This window comes from Lactobacillus gallinarum (assembly GCF_002160635.1).
In the GTDB taxonomy this organism is placed as follows: domain Bacteria; phylum Bacillota; class Bacilli; order Lactobacillales; family Lactobacillaceae; genus Lactobacillus; species Lactobacillus gallinarum.
Window position 1 is genome coordinate 1 of record NZ_NFKZ01000029.1, and the last position, 22,791, is coordinate 22,791.

General features: G+C 34.2%; 17 protein-coding genes and 1 pseudogene. 13 read left to right on the plus strand and 5 right to left on the minus strand.

The genetic code is table 11. The features are described from left to right. Window positions 1–103 precede the first annotated feature (103 nt). Window positions 104–385, minus strand: a complete 282-nt coding sequence (locus B5E95_RS08410) for a YSIRK-type signal peptide-containing protein (protein WP_087236210.1) — start codon at window positions 383–385, stop codon at window positions 104–106. Window positions 386–671: 286 nt separating this feature from the next. Here B5E95_RS08410 and B5E95_RS08415 point away from each other — a divergent pair, with 286 nt between their 5' ends. From B5E95_RS08415 to B5E95_RS08425, 3 genes are all read left to right on the plus strand, one after another. After that, window positions 672–2,270, plus strand: coding sequence for a xylulokinase (locus tag B5E95_RS08415; RefSeq protein WP_087236212.1), 1,599 nt, complete (start codon window positions 672–674; stop codon window positions 2,268–2,270). A gap of 18 nt (window positions 2,271–2,288) precedes the next feature. Continuing rightward, window positions 2,289–3,017: an L-ribulose-5-phosphate 4-epimerase gene (locus B5E95_RS08420; protein WP_087236214.1), complete on the plus strand. Its 729-nt coding sequence runs from the start codon at window positions 2,289–2,291 to the stop codon at window positions 3,015–3,017. 140 nt (window positions 3,018–3,157) lie between these two features. Then, complete coding sequence (locus B5E95_RS08425; protein WP_087236216.1) at window positions 3,158–4,252, plus strand: GntR family transcriptional regulator; 1,095 nt, start codon at window positions 3,158–3,160, stop codon at window positions 4,250–4,252. 138 nt (window positions 4,253–4,390) lie between these two features. Here the strand turns inward: B5E95_RS08425 and B5E95_RS08430 are convergent, their stop codons facing one another. After that, on the minus strand, window positions 4,391–5,350 hold the full coding sequence (locus tag B5E95_RS08430; protein WP_087236218.1) for a beta-galactosidase small subunit: 960 nt from the start codon (window positions 5,348–5,350) through the stop codon (window positions 4,391–4,393). Beyond that, window positions 5,334–7,198 (minus strand): annotated as a pseudogene (locus B5E95_RS08435) (glycoside hydrolase family 2 TIM barrel-domain containing protein). The gene B5E95_RS08430 and the pseudogene B5E95_RS08435 overlap by 17 nt, the downstream one beginning before the upstream one ends. A gap of 171 nt (window positions 7,199–7,369) precedes the next feature. Between B5E95_RS08435 and araA the strand changes: the two are divergent. Beyond that, entirely contained in the window at window positions 7,370–8,797 is a 1,428-nt protein-coding gene (gene araA / locus B5E95_RS08440) for an L-arabinose isomerase (protein ID WP_087236221.1), read from the plus strand. Between the two features lie 181 nt (window positions 8,798–8,978). Here araA and B5E95_RS08445 read toward each other — a convergent pair whose 3' ends face one another. Beyond that, window positions 8,979–10,643, minus strand: a complete 1,665-nt coding sequence (locus tag B5E95_RS08445; RefSeq protein WP_087236223.1) for a glycoside hydrolase family 43 protein — start codon at window positions 10,641–10,643, stop codon at window positions 8,979–8,981. A 176-nt stretch (window positions 10,644–10,819) separates the two neighbouring features. On the opposite strand from B5E95_RS08445, the gene B5E95_RS08450 reads away from it, so the two are divergent. Continuing rightward, the gene (locus B5E95_RS08450; protein WP_087236225.1) at window positions 10,820–12,766 is read left to right on the plus strand and encodes a glycoside hydrolase family 127 protein; all 1,947 of its coding nucleotides are present in this window, start codon (window positions 10,820–10,822) and stop codon (window positions 12,764–12,766) included. Window positions 12,767–12,768: 2 nt separating this feature from the next. Next, window positions 12,769–14,217 (plus strand): alpha-N-arabinofuranosidase, encoded by a 1,449-nt coding sequence (locus B5E95_RS08455; RefSeq protein ID WP_087236227.1) that lies wholly within the window; start codon window positions 12,769–12,771, stop codon window positions 14,215–14,217. An 82-nt stretch (window positions 14,218–14,299) separates the two neighbouring features. On the opposite strand, the gene B5E95_RS08460 is transcribed toward B5E95_RS08455, so the two are convergent. After that, window positions 14,300–14,929 carry a hypothetical protein gene (locus B5E95_RS08460; protein WP_087236229.1) on the minus strand — a complete coding sequence of 210 codons (630 nt, stop codon included), beginning with the start codon at window positions 14,927–14,929 and terminating at the stop codon, window positions 14,300–14,302. A 244-nt stretch (window positions 14,930–15,173) separates the two neighbouring features. On the opposite strand from B5E95_RS08460, the gene B5E95_RS08465 reads away from it, so the two are divergent. From B5E95_RS08465 to B5E95_RS08495, 7 genes are all read left to right on the plus strand, one after another. Beyond that, complete coding sequence (locus tag B5E95_RS08465; RefSeq protein WP_087236230.1) at window positions 15,174–16,532, plus strand: ABC transporter substrate-binding protein; 1,359 nt, start codon at window positions 15,174–15,176, stop codon at window positions 16,530–16,532. Window positions 16,533–16,605: 73 nt separating this feature from the next. Next, window positions 16,606–17,523, plus strand: a complete 918-nt coding sequence (locus B5E95_RS08470; RefSeq protein ID WP_087236232.1) for a carbohydrate ABC transporter permease — start codon at window positions 16,606–16,608, stop codon at window positions 17,521–17,523. Window positions 17,524–17,539: 16 nt separating this feature from the next. After that, window positions 17,540–18,388, plus strand: coding sequence for a carbohydrate ABC transporter permease (locus tag B5E95_RS08475; RefSeq protein ID WP_087236234.1), 849 nt, complete (start codon window positions 17,540–17,542; stop codon window positions 18,386–18,388). Between the two features lie 7 nt (window positions 18,389–18,395). Then, complete coding sequence (locus tag B5E95_RS08480) at window positions 18,396–19,067, plus strand: hypothetical protein (RefSeq protein ID WP_087236236.1); 672 nt, start codon at window positions 18,396–18,398, stop codon at window positions 19,065–19,067. Window positions 19,068–19,146: 79 nt separating this feature from the next. Further along, a complete protein-coding gene (locus B5E95_RS08485; RefSeq protein WP_087236238.1) occupies window positions 19,147–20,091 on the plus strand; it encodes a glycoside hydrolase family 43 protein in 945 nt (314 codons plus the stop codon). 19 nt (window positions 20,092–20,110) lie between these two features. Then, window positions 20,111–21,604 (plus strand): arabinosylfuranosidase ArfA, encoded by a 1,494-nt coding sequence (arfA, locus tag B5E95_RS08490; protein ID WP_087236239.1) that lies wholly within the window; start codon window positions 20,111–20,113, stop codon window positions 21,602–21,604. A gap of 10 nt (window positions 21,605–21,614) precedes the next feature. After that, on the plus strand, window positions 21,615–22,637 hold the full coding sequence (locus B5E95_RS08495; protein ID WP_087236240.1) for an aldose epimerase family protein: 1,023 nt from the start codon (window positions 21,615–21,617) through the stop codon (window positions 22,635–22,637). Window positions 22,638–22,791 lie beyond the last annotated feature (154 nt).

The window sequence follows — 22,791 nt, forward strand, 5'->3', positions numbered from 1 at the left end:
TCATGTGTCCAAAGCAGTCACGGCATTGGCTTCATCTCCACTTTACATAGTAAAAGAAAAAGTGTTGAACGACTACTCCGTCGAGTAATCATCCAACACTAGATTAGTATGTTTTGTTTGATGAAACATTAGCTGCTAGATCAGTTGTTTTTTCAGTGGTTAAAATTTCATTTTGTTCTGAAGTATTCTGGCTTTTTTGAGAGTCATTGATAGTTGATTCTGTTTGTTCTTCTGACTCGTGGTAATCAGAAGTAGTATCTGCCATTACGTGATTAGAGTCAAATACGGCAAAGGATACACCGATTAGTATTGATACAACTCCAATACTAAGTTTGCGTAATGAAAAATGATTTGTTAAATTCTGATTCAATTTATTACTGTGCATAATAAAATCCTCCTTAAATAAAAGATATTATTAAGTGAAACCGATTTCATTTAATAAATACCACGATTTTGGAAAAAGATCAATAACTTTATTATTTGTATGTGCAATAAAAGCTGTCAATATAGGAAATTATAGAAAAACTAGTTTTCTTCATTAATCTTTTTAACATAATACACAAAATTTATTATGATAAGTCGCTAATTTATTGATATTTATATTGAATTTGTTATTAATACGAGATAATATTTAATTGATGAATAAATATTGTGACGATGGAGGAAACTCTATGAATGATAAAGAAAATATTGAAACAATTAAGAATGGTAAGGCTGTACTAGGGATTGAATTAGGTTCAACACGGATTAAGGCAGTTTTGATTAATGGTAATTTTGAAACGTTAGCTAAAGGTAGTTTTACTTGGGAAAATAAGTTAGTTAATGGTATTTGGACTTATTCAATTGAAGATGTTTGGAAGGGAATTCAAGCTGCATATGCTGAATTAAGTAAGAATATTACCGATAAATATGGGATTCTTTTAACCCGTATTAATTCAATTGGTATTAGTGCTATGATGCATGGCTATTTAGCTTTTGATAAAAATGAAAAACTATTAGTTCCATTTAGAACTTGGCGCAATAATATAACAGAAGAAGCAGCAGATAAATTAACAAAATTATTTAATTTCAATATTCCACAAAGATGGACAATTGCGCATATTTATCAGGCAATTTTGAATAACGAAAAACATGTTAAAGATATCAACTTTGTGACAACGTTGGATAGTTATGTTACGTGGAAGCTCTGTGGTCAAAGAGTAACAGGAATTGGAGATGCTTCTGGTATTTTTCCAATAGATAGTGAGAAAAAGGATTATCGACAAGACTTATTAAATAAATTTAAGGAACTTCCTGAAGTCAAAAAATTTAATTGGGATATTAATAAAGTTCTGCCTAAAGTACTAGTAGCCGGTGAAAAAGCTGGTCAATTAACACCAAAAGGTGCTAAATTGATTGATCCATCAGGTAATTTACAGCCGGGAAGTTTAATTGCTCCGTCAGAAGGCGACGCCGGTACTGGAATGGTGGCAACTAATAGTGTAAGAGAAAGAACAGGAAATATATCGGTTGGAACATCTGCCTTTTCAATGAATGTATTGGATAAGCCATTAAAAGAATTGCATAGAGATATTGATATGGTGACAACGCCAAGTGGTGCAGCTGTTGCGATGGTTCATATCAATAATTGTTCATCTGATATTAATGCCTGGGTAGACTTATTTAAAGAATTTGCTAAAAAAGCTGGTCTAAAGATAAGTACAGATGATTTATATGCCACTCTGTTTAATGCTACTAAAGATTCTGATTCTGATGCTGGTGGATTAATTAACTATAGTTATTTGTCTGGTGAAAATATTACTCACATTCAAAATGGTCGTCCATTATTCGTAAGGACACCAAATAGTAAGATGAATCTGGCTAACTTCTTTTTAACACAACTTTATGCCGCATTTGCACCACTTAAGATTGGCATGGATATTTTAACTAAAAAAGAAAATGTTCAAACAGATGTAATGGTTGCTCAAGGTGGTTTGTTTGGAACTCCAGTGATTGCTCAACAAATTTTGGCTAATGCTATTAATTTACCAATTACAGTAATGGAAACTGCTAGTCAAGGTGGACCATGGGGAATGGCTGTACTCGCACAGTATGCGGCAAGTGATACTCAAGAGACGTTAGCTGATTATTTGGATAAAGAAGTATTCAAAGACCCAAAGAGTACAACTTTGAACCCTGAACCTGCAAGAGTTGAGGGGTATGAAAAATTCATTAAGAGCTATAGAAATGGTTTAGCAGTAGAAGCTTTAGCTGGTGAAAAAATCAAGTAGTAGTGAAAGGACAAAACAATGTTAGAAGATTTAAAAAAAGAAGTTTATGAAGCAAATATGCAGTTACCCAAGTTAAATTTGGTTACATTTACTTGGGGAAATGTTTCTGGAATTGACCGTGAAAAAGGTCTGTTTGTCATTAAGCCATCAGGCGTGCCATATGATGAATTGACACCTGATGACATGGTTGTCGTAAATTTGAAGGGAGAAGTGGTCGAAGGAAAACGTAATCCATCCTCAGATACGCCTACTCATACTTATTTATATAATCATTTCCCAAAAATTGGTGGAATTGTTCATACGCATTCACCTTGGGCAGTTTCATTTGCGGCAGCTAAAATGGATATTCCTGCCTTAAATACAACTCATGCGGATACTTTCTATACTGACGTTCCAGCAGCAGATGCTTTAACTGAAGAAGAAATTAATGAGGACTATGAAGGTAATACTGGTAAAACAATTGTTAGAACATTTAAAGAACGTGGTTTAGACTATGAGGCTACACCAGGAACTTTGGTATCACAACATGGCCCATTTACTTGGGGGAAGACACCAGCACAAGCTGTGTACAATGCTAAAGTGTTGGAAGTGATAGCTGAAGAAGATTATCATACTCTGATGTTGACTAGAGGAAATAGTCATTTACCACAATATTTATTAGACAAACATTATTACCGTAAGCATGGTAAGAATGCATATTATGGTCAAAATAATGCACATTCAATGGATCATGCTAAGCATGCTTAGTATTTAGTCAATAAAAGACTGAAGACTACGATAAGGTCTTCGGTCTTTTTATAAGTTTTATTTATATTAACTGGATGGCTTTTTTGGTATAATAAATTGTTAAATAATAGAGAATTTATACGTGGTAGAGGCAATCAATTATGTCGGAAATAAAATATGAAAATGTAAAAGATAAAATTAAAAACCTAATAAAAAATGGAAAATATGAGGTTGGCAGCAAGTTACCGACAGAATCTGAATTGATGGAAAAGTATGGTGTCAGTCGTTATACTATTAGGCGTGCAGCTGGAGAATTAGAAAGTGAACGCTTTATTTATCGTGTTCAAGGTGGCGGCATGTATGTGGATGACTGGAAGAAGCAACGTAAACCTGTTAACGATAGTAAATTGATTGGTGTCATTACTACTCACTTAGCAGATTACATCTTTCCAAGAATTATTAGTGGTATTGATAGAATAATTACTGAAAATGGTTATTCTTTGATACTGAATAATACCCATAATAGTTGTGAGCGTGAAGAAAAAGCCATTCAACGCATGATTGATAATCAAGTATCAGGGTTGATTATCGAACCTAGTCAAAGTGCTCTACCAAATAAGGATTTATCAATTTATACCAAGCTTAAAGAAGCAGGAATTCCAACTTTATTTATTAATGCTCATTATCCTCAATTAGATTTTCCATACCTTGAATTGGATGATACTAAGGCAGAGGAGGAAATGACTGATCATTTGATAAAACTGGGGCACAAGAGAATATTAGGTGTCTTTCAGATAGATGATATGCAGGGGGCAAATAGATTAAAAGGTTTTTTAGATGCCTATATGGGGCATCCAGATATTTCTTACTTAAGTGAGACAGTTATGTATCATTCTCAGCAAGACGTGAATCCAGTTTTTAAGAAAACAGTTAACTTACTGGAAGGAACGGAAGCACCAACGGCGATTGTATGCTATAACGACGATTTAGCAATTCAGATGATGAATGTAGTTCGTTCTATTGATCTAAAGATTCCTGAGGATGTGTCTATAGCTGGCTTTGATGATTTCGTAATGGGACATTATGTCATTCCTAAGCTGACTACAGTTGAACACCCTAAGGAAAGGATGGGGGTAGATGCTGCAAAGATGATGCTTAAAATGATTGCTGGTGAAGAAGTTGAATCTAAACTTTATGAAGTAAAAATGATTTATAATGGTTCTATTAGCTCTAAAGTTAAAGAAATAGAGAGTTAATGCACTAGATAGCGAAAACAATTCTTTTGAAATTAGTATATCACTATATACATTGATAATTAATATGAAAATAAAAATAGTCTAAACTTTTGAATAATTTAGATCATTTTTGTTTTGAGAATTTTTTCAAATTCGGGATTATTTAGCATTTAAGATAACGGAGAAATCATAGTCTTTTTCAGCAGAAATTGTGTACTGAGGTTTGACATCACTTCCCCAACTGTCAATACCGCCGACTCCTCTAACACATCCTGCGATTACTAAAACTGCTCTTCGTTCTAAAGGTAGTTCCTCAATATGAGTGGCATTTTCTAATTCTTCGCTTGTGTAAGGTAATAAACTAAAGTTAAACGGTAAATCGCTTTGCTGGATTTTTAGACCAAATGGATTGAGTATATGATCAGTATTATTTTGAGTTGTATTGCGTGTAATAAATAATTTTTGAGTATTCATATGCATTCCATTTTCCTGTGGCACAAGATAAGGTGTAACAGGCATTCCATCTATATGATATTTACCTTCAATTGCGCCTTTCATGCGGTCGGGATATGTTTCTCCCGATAGTCCTTGATAATCAAAATGTATAGCTGGAGTAGGAATTATAAATCTAATGCCTAATACTGGCAGACTTGGCAGATTTTTTCTTCCTTGATAATGTAAGGCAACTTTTAATTCCCCGTTTGCTTTAATTGTGTAAGTTAGAGCAACTTGAGTTGAAGGAATAGTGACCGTCTCATAGTTAAAAGTTATTTTTACAAGTGAAGCAAATTCATGATTGCTAAATACATTACTTTTGCCTCCATCTGGAATTGTTGAAAAACAATGATTATCTACTTCTAATTTGATGTCTTTATTTTTCCTAAATATATCAGCACTAAGCCATTGAGCGGATTTGATATTGAAACCACAACCACGATCATTGTCAGTTGTCGCACGCCAAAAAGTGGGTGTAGGCATTCTATATAGCCATTCCTTATTATTGATTTTAATAGATTCTAATCCATGTAAATTATAGTTAAATAGGTAACTAAAGTTCTGACCGTGGAGTCCTAAAATTCTGGTGCCGTATACTACCTTCATTTTATTTGTGTAAACCATAATAATAGCGTACCTCCTGCATTGCTGGCTTTTCGGTTCTGTTTGCAAACATCAATCCATCACCGGAAAATTCATTATCTGCGTGATGATCATCAAAATCACCGCCATAACGCAAAACTTTTTGACCACTGATTTTATCAGTTACTGTTAAGGCTTGATCAATATAATCCCAAATAAAACCACCAAGATACTGTGGATATTGATCAAGCAATTTGATATAGTCTCCCATACCACCACAAGAATTCCCCATATCATGCATATATTCGCACTCTACGAATGGTTTATCAGGATTATTCTTTAGATAATCTTCAACTTGTTTGGGAGGAAGATACATTCTACTCTCAATATCAGAAATTCGAGATCTATATTGAGGAGTCCAACTAACACCTTCATAATGTGTTAGACGACTTTTATCATGAGATTTGTAAAATTCATTCATTTTAGCAATATCTTCACCGGCATAAGATTCATTGCCTAATGACCAAAACTAGTATGATTTTTTAGTGTTTCATAATTGTTACGCGCTCGATCTATCACTGCATCTAACCATTCTGGACTAGAACCGGGAACATTATAGTCTGCTTGTTGCCAGGTCCCATGTGTTTCCATATTATTCTCTGCCATGACATAAATTCCACTTTGATCACACATGTAATACCATGGAATTTGGTCGGGATAGTGACAAGTTCGGACTGCATTAATATTATTTTTTTGAAAACTTTTAATATCTTGTTTCATATAATCTAAGGTAATCGCTCTTCCGCGTTCAGCATCCCACTCGTGACGATTAACGCCATTTATTATCAATCTCTTTCCATTCAGTAAAACAACATGTTGATCATTAATTTCAATACGTCGAAAGCCAAACTGATATGGAATAAGTTCCAGTAAAGTTGAATTCGAAGAATAAACTTCAATAAATAATTGATAAAGATAAGGATCATGATTACTCCAGGGATGTACAGATTTAAATGTAATATTATCAATGTTTAATTGATTTTCTATCGAGTATTGTTGATCAAATAAACTTTTACCATTATGATCTTTGACATAGATATGAATGAAGCCATCTTTTTTACCAATGAATGACAAGTGTGCAGCTAAAAGGCCGCTTTGGTTATCATGATTTAATTTTGGTCTTAAATCTAAATCTTCAAGATGTGTAGATTCAGTTGCAAGCAGCTCCACATTTCTGAAGATTCCTAAAAAGCGGAACATATCTTGATCTTCTAACCAAGAAGCAGTTGAATGCTTGAAAACAACTACAGTTAAAAGGTTATTTTTGTTCTTTATATATTGCGATAAATCAAATTCAGATGGAGTAAAACTATCTTCTGCGTAACCAATAAAATGATTGTTAAGAAATACATAAAATGCACGTTCTACTCCTTCAAAACGAATTCGTATGTTCTTATTCTGTAAAGTCGGATTTAAATCAAAATGTTTTAAATAGTAACCAACTGTATTATCTTTTCCCTGACTAAACGAATTTTCTTGAGTATCATTTTTATCCAAAATATAAGCCGGTCGACGATAGATTTTTCCTTCCCAAGGATAACGGTCATTTGTATATTGATTTTGCGCATATCCTTGAAGTTCTATTTCACTTGGAACAAGGATAGAAGTAGTATTTTTTATTTCTCTACCAGTTAATAATAATTTGTCTGGTAATTGTTGAGGATTATTAAAAAAATTAAATTGCCAACGACCATTTAAGCTTTGTTGAAAACTGCTATTGTTACGTTGCCATTCATCATAATTACGATAAAATTGATGATCACTATGCGCTTTAATCTGGTTAACACTAAAGATACGAGGATCATCAAGCCATTTAATATTTGCTTGCATCATATATTCCTTTCTATAAACAAATATGACAAATTTTCAAATTAATCATATCATTTATTCGGATAAAAAGTACAATAAAGCATAAATTAGTATTGATTTATACGTATAAATTTACTACAATAATTTATGAAAGCGTTTAGTAAAACAGATTTTAAAAAGGAGATCGTTAATATGCGTAAGATGCCAAATTATAGATTTTGGTTTATCGTCGGAAGTCAACCACTTTACGGCGAAGAAACTTTAAGAGAAGTTAAGGAAAATGCTGAAAAAATCGTTAAAGGCTTAAATGATAGCAAAAAGCTGGATTATCCAATTGACTTTAAGCTAGTAGCTACTACAGCTGAAAGCATTACTCAAATTATGAAGGATGCCAACTATGATGATAGTTGTGCTGGTGTGATTACTTGGATGCATACCTTCTCACCAGCCAAAAATTGGATTCGTGGGACGCAATTATTACAAAAGCCACTGCTTCATTTGGCAACGCAATATTTGAATTATATCCCATTTGACACCATTGATATGGATTATATGAACTTGAATCAAAGTGCCCATGGTGATCGTGAGTATGAATACATTAATGCTAGAATGCACGTACCTGATACAATTGTTTATGGCTGGTGGGGCGATGAAGATGTTCAAAAACAAATCGCTGACTGGCAACATGTAGCTGTAGCATATAATGAAAGCTTCCATATCAGAATCGTACGTTTTGGTGATACTATGCGTGATGTTGCCGTAACTGAAGGCGATAAGGTTGCTGCACAAATTAAATTGGGCTGGACTGTAGATTACTGGCCAGTATCTGAATTAGTTAAATATGTAAATGCAGTTTCTGAGGATGATATTGACAAAGAATACAAGAAACTCGAAGAAAAGTATGACATGGTTGAAGGTGACAACGATCACGACAAGTATGTTCATGCCGTTCGCTATCAATTACGTGAATATTTAGCCTTTAAGAAGTTCATGGATGATCATGACTACAATGTTGTCTGTGATAATTTCCAAGATCTTGAAGGCTTAGAACAATTACCAGGCTTGTCTGCACAAATGCTTGAAGCAGAAGGCTATGGATTTGGTCCAGAAGGTGACTTCAAGACTGCTGGATTGAGTCGCTTGATGAAGATTTTGGCTTCTAACAAGAAGACTGGTTTAATGGAAGACTACACGTTAGACTTACGGCATGGTCACGAAACAATTATGGGTTCACACATGCTTGAAGTTGATCCAACATTAGCTTCAGATAAGCCACGTGTAGAAGTTCACCCACTAGGTATTGGTGGTAAAGCAGATCCAGCTAGACTGGTATTTACTGGTTCAGAAGGGGATGCCATTTGTCTTACCTTGTCATACTTTGATGACGGGTATAAGATTGTATCTTATCCAGTTGACGGTAAATTACCTGAAAAGCCAATGCCAAAGCTTCCAACTGCTAAGCAATTATGGACACCTAAGATGGGCTTAGCTGAAGGTGCCAAAGCATGGATGCGTGCAGGTGGTGGTCACCACTCAGTTATTTCATTCAATGCCAGTGAAGAACAATTGCGTGAGTTAACAAGATTGTTTGGTATTAACTTCGTAGATATTGAAAAATAAATCAATTTAAGCTAATTTAATTAATATTTCTCCCTCTAGAATAATCAAAACAATATAATTCACAAATAAATTCATAATGTAAGAAAGACCGTAGGACAAATAAGTTCTACGGCCTTTTATTAGTTTAGAACAAAAAAACTCTTTAAATATGAGCTTATCACATATTTAAAGAGTCAATTTATTATTTGAGGTCTTTGAATCCCCAAATGGTTTCATTATTATTACCGATGGCAGATAATACGATTTTCCATCCAGACTTTTTTTCTTCATTATCGTATTGTGTTGTGACTACGCCATTGTATTTGGTTTTACCAGAAGTAATAGTTAAGTAATATGTTTTAGAATCTTTAGGTTCAATTTTCCATTTTCCAGTCATGCCACCAGTAACTAGATGATTCTCGGATAAAGTTATTTCTTTTCTAGCGACGTCACTAGCAGAAGTTTGAGTGCCTAGATTATAAAAGGTATATGTTCCGGGAATCTTATTTTTAGCTAAAGCTGACGGTTTTTTATCGGTGTATGCGAACGGTAAATTAACAGGCCAATTTTCTTTATTCATCATCATTTGATGGACTCTCAACTGGAAATTATTATCAAATGAGAATCTGGTGTGATATACCAAGAAATATTGTCCATTCGGTGTCTTTATAGCAGAATTATGCCCACCAGATTTATAAGATTTATCCATTCCTGGCAATTTATAGTTACCACTAATTTTAATACCATATTTAGTATTAATCTTAGATCCAGTAGCTTCTTTATAACTAGGAGCTGCCTGACCTTTGGCATCCACATACGGTCCATCCGGTGACTTGGAACGCCACATTCGCATATTATAACCACCTTGGTAATCAAGTCCTCCTATGGTAATAAAGAGGTAATAATATTTATTGGCTTTGTCATACATGATATACGGACCTTCACCGGATTGATGATATCCACCCAATAATTTAGTACCAAAGTAACGATCAATAATTCGACCATCTTTAGTTTTACTGTCATGACCAGGGTAATATGCTGTACCGGTTTTTGGATTGATCCTTAACATAAAGATGCCACCAGACCACGATCCATACACCATCCAAGTCTTTCCATGTGCGTCGGTGAATACGGCAGGGTCGATCGCATTGGGAGCATAAAAGTGATTCCATTCTGAACCACCAGGCATATTCCATTTGTCGCTCCAACCGCTAACTTTTCCGGATTTAATTAACTTAGGTAGGTTAGTTTTAGTATATTTAATATTTCGATCACTACCATCTGTAGCGTCATTTTTTGTAAAACCAGAATAAACAATCGGTTTAACATTAGTGTACGGACCTTTAATTGACTTAGAAGCAGCTACAGAAATTACCGATCTCCTCCATGTTGAGGAGTTAGCAAAATAGTATAAATATGCTCCTTTTGATCCGTCTGCCCATTTATAGTCTTTGTCGTAATGAACGTCAGGTGCCCATATGGCGTAGCCACCTGCAGAATCAGCGTCATTGTGGCCAGCCCACTTGAATGGAACTTTTAAATTCTTATCAAAATTTCCAAGAATAATATTCTTTTTAGGATTCTCATAATTTGTCGTAAATGGTACATTCCAGTGTACCAAGTCATCGGATTCAGCTTCAGTTACATGTGTACCAAAGACGTAGTAATGTGGCTTTCCACTTTTATCTTTAACCATTACGATTGACGGATCGTGAATAGCAGGATGTTTTTCCATCGTTGTATGCCATTTTGATGGTTTAAAGGCTTGTGGTTTACTACAAGAAGTTAAGCCCACAGAAACAAGAGCTACTGTAATAGCACTTGCACCGAGCAGTAAATGACGTTTTACTTTTTTTGAAAGATGCATGTAAAATCCTCCTTTTTATAGAATCATTTCAAGTTAACATTATTATATTTGAACGGATAAATCAATAGAACTAGTAAAATTTATAGGATGAATACGTGTTAAGAATTTAATTCATCTTAATTTGTATGATATAATTCAAATGAAATCGCTTTCTAGCTGAAGAAAGGAATCTAAAAATGAGCGAGGAAATAAGACTAAAAAATATTGAAATAACATCCCCATTTTGGCAAAGGTATCGAGATTTAATTGCCAAAATGGCAGTACCTTTTCAATGGAAGATGATTTCTGATAGTGAACAACCTGAAGTAACAAGTGATAGAGTAGCTGGTGGAGCCAGTGAGAAAAGTGGTGCAATTGAAAATTTAAAAATTGCTGCTCAAGAAAAAGAAGGGCATCACCAAGGGATGATCTTTCAAGATACGGATGTCTACAAGTGGTTAGAAACTGTAGCTTATGTTTTGCGTTATCAGTATTCAAATGAATTAAAAACTTTAGCAGATCGAGTTATTAATTTGATCGGGAAAGCTCAAGCTAGTGATGGCTATTTGTCAACGCGTTATCAAATTGATACACCTAGTCTGAAGTTTAGACAGCTACAACAGTCACATGAGCTCTATTCTATGGGACATTATATTGAAGCGGGAGTAGCATATTACAATGTCACTAAAAACAAGCAAGCCTTAGAAATTGCAGAAAAGATGGCTGATTGTATTGATCGCAATTTTGGAGATGCTTCTGATAAAATACATGGTTATGATGGACATCCGGAAATCGAATTGGCTTTAACCAAATTATATGACTGTACTCATAATAAAAAGTATTTGAATTTGGCAAATTACTTTGTGTTAGTTCGTGGTACTGAACCAGATTTCTTTGACAAACAAAACCAGCTTAATGACATTAAGTATGATCCATTTCCTGAAATGAGACATGCCAAAAATAATTATTTATTTGATGAAAGACCTATTTTTGATGTGAAAATGGTTCAAGGACACGCTGTAAGAGTTTTATATTATTTGACGGGTGCAGCTCATGTAGCAAGACTTAAGAAAGACAAAAAGCTATTAGAAGCGGTTAAACGCTTATGGACAGATATAACTAATAAGCAAATGTATATTACTGGTAATGTGGGGCAAACTGCAGCTGGTGAAGCCTTTACTTATGATTATGACTTGCCAAATAAAACAGATTATGGTGAAACTTGTGCATCAGTAGCTATGATAATGCTAGCTAAACAACTAGAAAATAGTGAATTTAAAGGAGAATATGGCGATATTCTTGAGCGAGAGCTATATAATGGTGCTTTAACCGGGATTTCCTTAGACGGAGAACACTATTTTTATGCAAATCCATTAGAAATATCAAATAAATCATATTTAAACCCTGCAAGTTCACATTTATCAAATAGAAGATTATCGTGGTTTTCTTGTGCTTGTTGCCCGGCAAATATTACTAGATTAATTGCATCAATCGATCAATATATCTATGCCATTAAAGGTGATCAGATTTTAATTGACCAACTAATTTCAAATCAAACTGAATTTTCTGATCAAGTAAAAATCGAAGTTGAAAGTCAATTACCTTGGTATGGAAAAATTAAAGTTAAGGTTTCAAATCCAAATAAAAAGTCTTTTGATTTGGCAATTAGAATTCCGGCTTGGAGTAAAGAAACTAGTATTAAAGTAAATGATACGTCAATAAAAACTAATATTCAGAATGGTATACAATACTTCAAAATCTCAGAAGATTACGAGATTTCAATTAACTTGGATATGAATGTGCATTTGATACATGCGAATGCTAGGGTTAGTGATGATCATGGTAAAGTTGCTATTCAAAGAGGTCCAATTATTTATTGTGCTGAAGGAATAGATAATTCTGGTAGTTACGATGAGTATCAAATTCCGACGCCTACTGATGCAGAGTCAGAGCTTGATTCAAAAATGCTGGAAGGAATTGTGAAGGTTAAAATTCAAAATAGTATCCATACTAATGAAACAAAGTTATATACGACCAAATTAGAAAAGGATAACGAAATTAGACCTTTAACTTTAATTCCATACTATGCCTGGGCAAATAGAAAACCAAGTTCGATGAGTGTATGGTTAAACGAGGAGATATAGAGATGAGTAATGTAGTTGATATTAGAAATATTAAGCCTACTGTAACCTTGAGTAAGTATTTACAAGGACAATTTAGTGAACATTTAGGTACTGGCATTTATGGGGGTATTTGGGTAGGCAAAGATAGTGATATTGAAAATGTTAGAGGAATTAGAAGTGATGTAGTTCGGGCACTTAGAAATATTAAAGTTCCAGTTCTACGATGGCCTGGTGGGTATTTCTCTGATATTTATCATTGGAAAGATGGTATTGGAAATAAGAGAACCCCAATCGTAAATACTAGTTGGGGTGGATCACTTGAAAGTAATGAATTTGGTACACACGAGTATTTTGATTTTTGTCAGCAAATTGGAGCTGAATCATATTTGAATGTTAATATGTCTTCAGGTACTATTCAAGAGATGACGGATTGGCTCGAATATATTACTAGTCCTTATGGCCCAATGGCTGATTTACGTGCTAAAAATGGTCATGAGAAGCCATGGAAATTACGCTTTGTAGGAATTGGCAATGAAGAATGGGGCGAAGACGGACATATGCGTCCCGAGTTTTATGCTGACTTATATCGTTTGTGGCAAAGTTTTGTGCATCAATATGATAACAGCCAGAAACCATTGGTTAAGATAGGATGTGGTCCTAATATCGATGATTTTAACTGGACAGATGTAGTGATGAAAAATGCCAGTGAATTTATGGATGGCTTAAGTTTACACCATTATGGTTTAACTGACTTGTGGGATAAAAAGGGCTATGCAGTAGGATTTAAAGATAAAGAATGGGATTCATTACTTTATAGTATTAGAAAGATGGATTACTTTATTCATGAGCATGGTCTAAGAATGAAACGTTATGATCCAGAGCATCGAGTAAAATTGATTGTTGATGAGTGGGGAGATTGGCTTCATGCTGAATCAGGTACAAACCCTGCATTTTTGCAGCAGCAAAATACTATCAGGGATGCTATAATGGCAGCCACTACATTGAATATCTTTGCTAAACATGCTGGCTTAGTTGGAATGACTAATATTGCTCAAACTGTTAATGTATTACAGTCCATGATCTTAACTAAAGGCAACCAGATGGTTCTAACTCCAACTTATTATGTCTTCGATATGTATAAGCTTCATCAAGATGCTAAATTTATTGCCGCTTATAGTGATAACGGTGATCCAATCAATTATTCAATTTCTGAAAAAGAAAATAATTACATTATATCCATTTGTAATACTTCTTTAAATCAAAGTAACAATCTTACAATTAAAATGACAAATGCGGTGAAGAAACCTAGTTATGCCAAAGTCTTACACAGTGATGAAAAAGATGCACACAATAGTTTTGAAGAGCCTGATAAAATACATTTAAACGATTTTAATAATTACCAAATTAACGGTAATGAAATTAATGTTGCTCTTGATGATAAGAGTATTGTAACTTTGGTTATTCCAAAATAGTGAATTAAAATTATAAAAAATGCTGATAATCTTCGTTTTGTTAAACGATAGATATATCAGCATTGTTTTAAATTGATTAGTTTTAATGAATTGAAGATGATAAGTAGTTGATTAATTTGTTGGTTTCTTTCGAATTTTTGCCATTTGAAGGTAGACAGAAAATAATGTTATTTGATTTAACAGTGTTCTTAAAAATAGGCAACTGATTAGCGGAGATCCCAACAATTCTTCCCTTATGGGTAAATTTATATTGTGATTTTATCTTTTGGGTTAAGTTATTAGGGATAACTTTGAAATTCTTGGTTTTCTTCTTTAGAGTATTAAAATCATTTTTTCCAACAACTAAAACATCGAGTTGACCTGCCATCAACATACTTTGCATCTTTGTTTTATCACTGATCTTCATAGTTGAACCAGCTGTGATAGAGACAGTATCACGATGATTGTTATAGTTAACATGCAGTGCTTTAACTAATTTTTCAGATGTTGTAGAAATTTGAAGACTATTGATTTCTTTATTTGGTGTATAAATTCCAACATTCAAAACAGGATTGTCATGAACCAGAATTGAATGAGCGAAAAAACCAACAAAACCTAATACAACAATTGCAACGATTAATTCAAATTTGAATGCAAATACAATGTACTTTATTTTACTAGTTACTGTTTTGTGTCGAGAAAGCTCTTCTCGAATTATTTGACGTTTCAACATAGACTAGATACTCCTTATACTATTAGTAGGTTAGTTCAAGTTTAACGCAAAATATTTGTGCTTACAATTGAGAATGCATTATTTATCTGTATAAGTTGCTACTGCTTATGGAATTTATACTTAATTTATTTAATTAATTTTAAAAATTTATTGACATTTATCCTAACAAGTAGGATACTATAACTGTAATCAACGAAAGCGCTCTAAACTCAGAAAACGCAATTAGATACAGAGGAGGATACATATGAGTAGTAAATGGAAAAAAGCTTTTAAGAAGACTGCTTTAGTTGGAGTTGCAGTCTTAACAGCTTTATCATTAAGTGCTTGTGGAAATAAGAACAATAGTCAACCAGAAAAAACCAAAGATGGTAAAACGGTTTTGACTTATTGGACATTTGAACAAATCCATACCAAATATTGGAAAGAAGCAGCTAAGCTTTGGAATAAAGAACACCCAAAGCGTCAAATTGAAGTAAAAACTACGGTTTTACCATTCGCAAACGAAAATGAAAAGTTAACTACTGCTTTACAAGGTGGTACAGGTGCACCAGACTTCGTTGATGTTGAACTGGGACAAGCCGCTATTCAATTAAAAGCTAAGAACCCACCATACTTATCATTAAACAAAGAAATTGCTCCATATAAGAGTGAACTAATTCAATCAAGACTTGATAACTACAAAAAAGATGGTAAATACTACGGACTTGATTATCACGTAGGTACATATGTAACTTACTATAATACTGACATTCTTAAAAAAGCCGGAGTTAACTACAAGAACATTAAAACTTGGAAGCAATATACAGATGCAGGTAAGCAAGTTAAAAGTAAGACTGGCAAGTTTATGACTTGGTATTCACCAAATGCGAACTTCCAATGGTATGCACAAATTTCACAACAACATGCTGACTTGTTCAATAAAGCTAAGACTGAACCAGATGTAAATAATGCAGCTGCTGTTCGTTCACTTCAAATGGGTCAAGACTGGATCTACAAGGATAAGATTGCTAGAAAGTCTCCAGGTGGCAACATTGATAACGATCAAGCTTATGCTCAATTTAATAAAGGTAATGTTGCTTCAGTAACTATGCCTGCATGGTACATGAGCCGTATGGTTTCATTTATGCCTAAGTTAAAGGGCAAGATTGCAATTGCACCAATGCCAGTGTTTAATAAAGGAAACCGTACTTCTGCCGATGGTGGTGGTACTGCCACTATGGTAACTAATCAAACACCTAAATCAGTTCAAAAACTTGCCAAGGAATTCGTTGTCTTTGGTAAAGCTAATAAGACTATGGCTGGTAAACAATGGAGTTTGTTAGGATTTGACCCTATCCGTAAGGACGTTTGGACTTCACCAGTTGTAAAGCAGGATAATCAATACACTGAATACTTCGGTAAAGACATTTTCAATGTTTTAGTTAAATTACAAAATCAAACTGGACACGTAACTACTACTGATAAGAATTCACCAGCATTAAATGACTACTTATTGAAGTACACTTTACCTAGTGTAATTGGTAAGGGACACCCATCAGCAAAGACTGCTTTGGATACTGCTCAAAAGGCACTTACAAAACAATTTAAAGCTGCTAAAAATTAGATCTTAAGAATTAATGGAATTCCTCAGTAAGGTCGAATTCCATTATTTCATTTAAAGACAAGGAGCGATAAATATGAGTGAATCTGTTAGTAAAAAGAACATTCACCGTCGCCACAAGATAAATTGGCAAAAAGTTGCGCCATATCTGTTTGTCTCACCATTCATTATAGCGTTTTGCCTTTTCTCAGTTTATCCATTCTTCTCAGCGATAAAGATGAGTTTTGAACAAGTTAATGGTGTAGCTGGTTCAACTTGGATTGGGTTAACTAATTATAAACAACTGTTTATTATGAAGGACTTCTATGCTGCATTATGGAATGTCTTCAGATATACAGTTTGGACTTTGGTAATTTTAATTCCACTTCCAATGTTTGTAGCATTTATTATTAATAGAAAAGGTACACCTATGACCGGCTTCTTTAAGTCAGTTTACTTTGCACCAGTATTAACTTCAACTGTTATTGCTGGTCTGATCTTCAGATATGCTTTTAGTTCAGATAAAACAGGTGTATTTAATGAATGGCTATCGCATATTGGTATTGGGCCATTGGATTGGTTAAACAGTCCTCATACTGCTATGTTTGCCTTGGTTGTAATTTGTGTATGGCGTTGGATTGGTGTTAACGCAATTTACTTCCTTTCAGGATTACAAGGTATCTCACCAGATCTTTATGAAGCAGCTGATATGGATGGTGCTAATGGTTGGCAAAAATTCCGTTACATTACAATCCCAATGTTAAAGCCTATTACTATTTATGTTTTGACTATTTCAATTCAAGCTGGTTTCTCACTCTTTAACGAATCATATGTATACTGGGGTGCGGAATCTCCTAATAATATCGGTACTACATTAGTAACCTTAATTTATAAGACTGCCTTTACTGATGGTAACTTTGGTTTGTCCTGTGCGGTTGGTGTTATGTTGTTCATCATTGTGACTGTAGTTAATGCCATTCAAACTAAACTCATGGGTTTGTATGACAAAGATTAAAGGGGGGCATCACATTATGCACAGTATAAAGAAACAAAATCTTATCAATAACATACTTGCTTTCATATTCTTGGCAATTATAGCAATCGCTGTTTTAATTCCATTCTACTTTATGGTGGTTTCCTCATTTAAGAGCGCACAAGATATTTTCTCAAATGGGTTAAATGTCCATCTAGATTTTTCAAAAATGAATCTAGATAACTATAAATCATTATGGACTAACAGAGGCGGTATCTACTGGTTATGGTATAGAAACTCATTAGTCATTACTATTGTTCAAACCATATTAGTCCTAATTCTTACTTCAATGGTTGGTTATGGCTTAGCAATGTATAGATTCAAAGGAAGAAATGTCATTTTCATAATTGTTTTAGTTATGATGATGTTCCCTGGCGATGTTTTAACCATTCCTATGTATGAATTAATCACTAAGTTAGGCTTATTGAACACTTATGCAGGTGTTATCCTACCTGGTATTGTTCCAGCGGGTACAATCTTCTTCTTTAGACAGTTCTGTATGGGTTTAGCTCCTGATTACGCAGAGTCTGCTCGGTTAGATGGCTGTGGTGAATTCAGAATTTTCTGGCAGATATATGTTCCACTTATGAAGCCTGCATTTGGGGCTATGACTATCTTGACAACTATGGGTGCATGGAACTCATTCCTATGGCCATTGATTGTTATGAAGTCAGATACTAACTTCGTTATCCCAGCAGGGTTGATGTCAGCTATGACACCATATGGTAATAACTATCAACTTTTGTTTGCTGGTTCTGTAATGTCAATTTTACCAATTATGCTTGTATTTATTTTCAACCAAAAAGCCTTCCAAGATGGCTTCGTTGTTGGTGGTGTGAAGGGATAGAGCAAATATGCATAGAAGAAATATCATTTATACAGGAATTCAAATTGCATGGAGATTAATTCTAGGTAATATCTTTCTCCTTATTAGTAATTTAATTCTGTGTATTCTAAGTTTTAATTTGAAGTTTACTTTACTTACTTCATTAGTATATTTGATAGCTTCTATCACGATTTTCCCCTCTTTAGTTGCTTTGGTAAGTTATCTAAAGAATGATGAAGTAGGAGATAAAGTAATAGCTGGAGCTAAGTATTACTTTAAAGCTTTTAGTTCAGCTTTTAAAACTGGTTGGATTAACAGCTTAATGTATGAAATTATCATAATCTTTCTACTTTTGGATTTAGTTTCAGCGAATAAGTTAATGAAAAATGGACAGTTTTTTATGCCAATGCTGACATTATTAATTGTTCTAAGTATAATCCATGCAATGTGGAATATTCTTATACAAAGTTACTTCTATGTGGATTTTAAAAACTCAATCATTTTTGCAACACGTTTATTAATTAGAAAACCACTTCTTTCATTATTAATGATTGTGCTAATCTTTGGAGATTATGTGTCACTAAAAATTTTCCCACAATATGCAATTTTATTTATTATCCCCTTAACAGCATATGTTTTATGGAAAATTACTCAAAAAGATTTCGATGATTTAAAGGAAAAAGTAGTTATTAAAAACTAAATACTAGCGTAAGTATGTTTTTGACGGTGAAAATTTGAATCTTCGAATTTTCATCGTTTATTTTTTGAGGAGAATTAATATGGATAATAAACCTTTAGTAGAAAAAAGAGCTGATCCTTGGGTCTATTTACATGATGGCTATTACTACTTTTGTGGTTCAGTACCAGGTTATAAGGTAATTGAGCTGCGAAGAGCAAAGAAATTAACTGATTTAAAAGACGCAGAGCCTAAATATATTTGGTCGGCTCATACTAGTGGTCCTATGAGTGAATTAATTTGGGCACCAGAATTACATTTTTGGCGAGGAAAATGGTATGTCTACTTTGCTGCATCTGATGATGCAGAAGTTAGAGACAGTAAACATCACCATAATATTTTTGTTCTTGAAGGGGAAGGTGATAACCCATTAACTGCAAAATGGAGTGAAAAAGGTCAAGTTAAGACACACCAAGATAGTTTTTCATTAGATGCAACTGTATTTGAACATAATGGTGATTTATATATGTGTTGGGCACAGCTAGAGCCTGCAATTCATAATAATTCCAATTTGTTTTTAGCAAAAATGAAAAATCCATGGACTGTTGAAGGAAAGGAATTATTGTTATCTATTCCTGAATATGACTGGGAGGAAAGAGGCTTCAAAGTCAATGAAGGTCCTGCTGAAATCACACACGACGGTAAAATAATAATTACTTATTCTGCTAGCGCAACGGATGAAAATTATGCGATGGGCATGCTGTGGGCAGATCAAAAATTAGATTTACTTGATGGATATTCTTGGCATAAGTCAGAGAAACCTGTTTTCAAGAGTGCACCCCAAAATAAGCTATGGGGACCTGGTCATAATAGCTTTACTAAGGTAAATGGCAAAGATGTACTGATCTATCACGCACGTCCTTATACTCAAATTGAAGGTGATCCCTTAAATAATCCTGATCGACATGCTTATGCAAAATACTTTAACTGGAAAGAAAATGGCTTACCTGATTTTGGTGAACCAGGAGATAAAGATCAGATTCAATAAAATTTAGGAGAAAAAGACAATGAAAGCAAATCTCACATTAGATAAATATGCACCAATTAGTAAGGTAGATCCCCGTGTTTACGGATCATTTATTGAACATTTAGGTCGGGCTGTCTATGATGGCATTTATCAACCTGATCATCCCAATGCAGATGAAGACGGCTTTAATAAGAATGTCATTGATTTGGTTAAAGAATTAAATGTCCCAATTGTTAGATATCCTGGTGGTAATTTTGTTTCTGGATTTAATTGGGAGGATTCTGTTGGTCCAAAGGAGAACCGGCCGCGGCGCCTCGATTTAGCTTGGCGCAGCATTGAAACCAATCAATTTGGTTTACATGAGTTTGAAAAGTGGGCTAAAAAGGCCAATACGAATACAATGATGGCTGTTAATATGGGAACACGAGGAATTGATGCAGCTCGTCATTTAGTTGAATACTGTAATTTCCCTAAAGGTACGGCTTACAGTGATTGGCGTCGACAAAATGGGGCAGAAGAGCCATTTAACATTAAAACTTGGTGTGTTGGTAATGAAATGGATGGTCCATGGCAAATTGGTCATAAGACTGCGACAGAATATGGTCGCGCTGCTAATGAAACCTCTAAAGCTATGAAATTAGTTGATGAAAGTATTGAAACTGTAGTATGTGGTAGTTCAGCTCTTGATATGCCAACTTTTGGTTCATGGGAAAGTACAGTTTTAGACGAAGCTTATGATAATGTAGACTATCTTTCATTGCATAGATATTATGGCAATCAAGAAAATGATACAGCTAATTATTTAGCTAAAGGTAAAGATCTTGATGATTTTATTTCAGGCGTAATTGCCATTTGTGACTCAATTAAGGCGAGAAAGCACAGCAACAAACAGATAAATCTTTCACTTGATGAATGGAACGTTTGGTATCATTCAAACGATGCAGATGCTAAAAATAAGCCTTGGCAGATTGCTCCACATTTGCTTGAAGATATTTACAATTTTGAGGATGCTTTATTAGTGGGTTCATTGCTGATTACTATTTTGAAACATGCTGACCGTGTAAAGATTGCGTGTTTGGCTCAATTAGTTAATGTTATTGCACCAATTATGACAGATGAGGACGGTAATGCCTGGAAGCAATCTATTTTCTTCCCATTTATGCAAGTTTCAAATTATGGACGTGGTACCGTTTTAACCCCAATTCAAAAGGCTGCGTCATATTCATCAAAAGATTTTGAAAATATTCCATACCTTGATAGTATTGCTATTTTAAACGATGAAGAAAATACTGTGACCATTTTTGCTTTAAATAGATCATTGGAAGACGGTATGAAGCTGCATGTTAACGCTGGTGACTTTGAATTTAATACTGTTAAAGAGGCTACACAGTTTGCAGGTTATGGAATGAAACAAACCAATGAAGATGGGAAGATGAAGATAGCTAAAAATGATAAGTTTGATCTTACTCAAAAAGAGCTGGATATAACTTTAGCTCCTGCTTCATGGAATATGGTCAGGATTAGCTTAAAGTAGGTGATAAGTGATGAGAGCTGTAGTTAATAAGTATGGCAACATGAATTGTAAAGATCTTTGTGAAATTACTATTCAAAACGATAATGGAGTACAAGCGACAATTTTAAATTACGGTGCAACACTTGAAAAATTTGAGATTCCTACTGTAAACGGAAAAGAAAATATTATTATGTCTCTTGAAACACCGGAAGATTACGCAAAAGAACGTAATTATTTAGGTGGGACTGTAGGTCGTGTTGCTGGACGTATTCGTAATGGGTTATGGCGACATGGACGTGATAGCACACAATTTCCATTGAATGATGGTGATAATTCACTTCACGGTGGTGGAATGATAGGTCTTGATAATCGCCCTTGGGATTTTGCCACTAAAGTTAAGAAGGATCATGTAGAAGCTATTTTTACTTTATTTGAAGCAGATGGTCATAACAATTACCCAGGCAACATAAAGGTAATCACCACCTATGCTTTGGATAATGAAAATAATTTGCATTACAACATTACTGCTTATAGTGATAAAACGACTTTGTTTAATCCAACTAATCATACATATTTCAGACTTGATGGACCAGATCATGATGTAATGGATTTAAATCTAAAAATTAACGCTGATTATTATGTACCAGTAGATGATCACACTATGCCTAAAGGAAGCATTGAAAGAGTTGACGGAACTATTTTTGACTTTCGTAATGGTAAGAGACTAGGGGATGTTATTAACTCTGACGAGCATCAGATTAAAATCCGCAATGGCTTAGATCATCCATTTATTTTAAATGGGCAAGATCCAGTAGCTGTATTAACTTCACCAAGTAAGAATAGAAAGTTGATTATGATAACTGATGCACCGAGTGTAGTAGTATTTACTGCAAACACTTTTAATCATACAGGTGCTACTCATAATTTGGGTGAACATGATGGTGTTACCCTTGAAGCTCAAGTTGCTCCAGAGGATGGCAATAGCTTAGATGCTTTTACTTTACTTCCAGGCGAAAAATTTTCAAGAAATGTTAATTGGAAAATTGAATTTTAACTAAAGATAGTTTATTAGAAGCGACGGGATTAAACCCAATGTCATTAAGTTAAGACATTGACAATTAAGGGTGCTTTTTTAGAGATCGAATCATTTGGATTCGATCTCTTTTTTTGTATAAAATAAAGGCGAAAAGACCTGCCTTTTCGCCTAT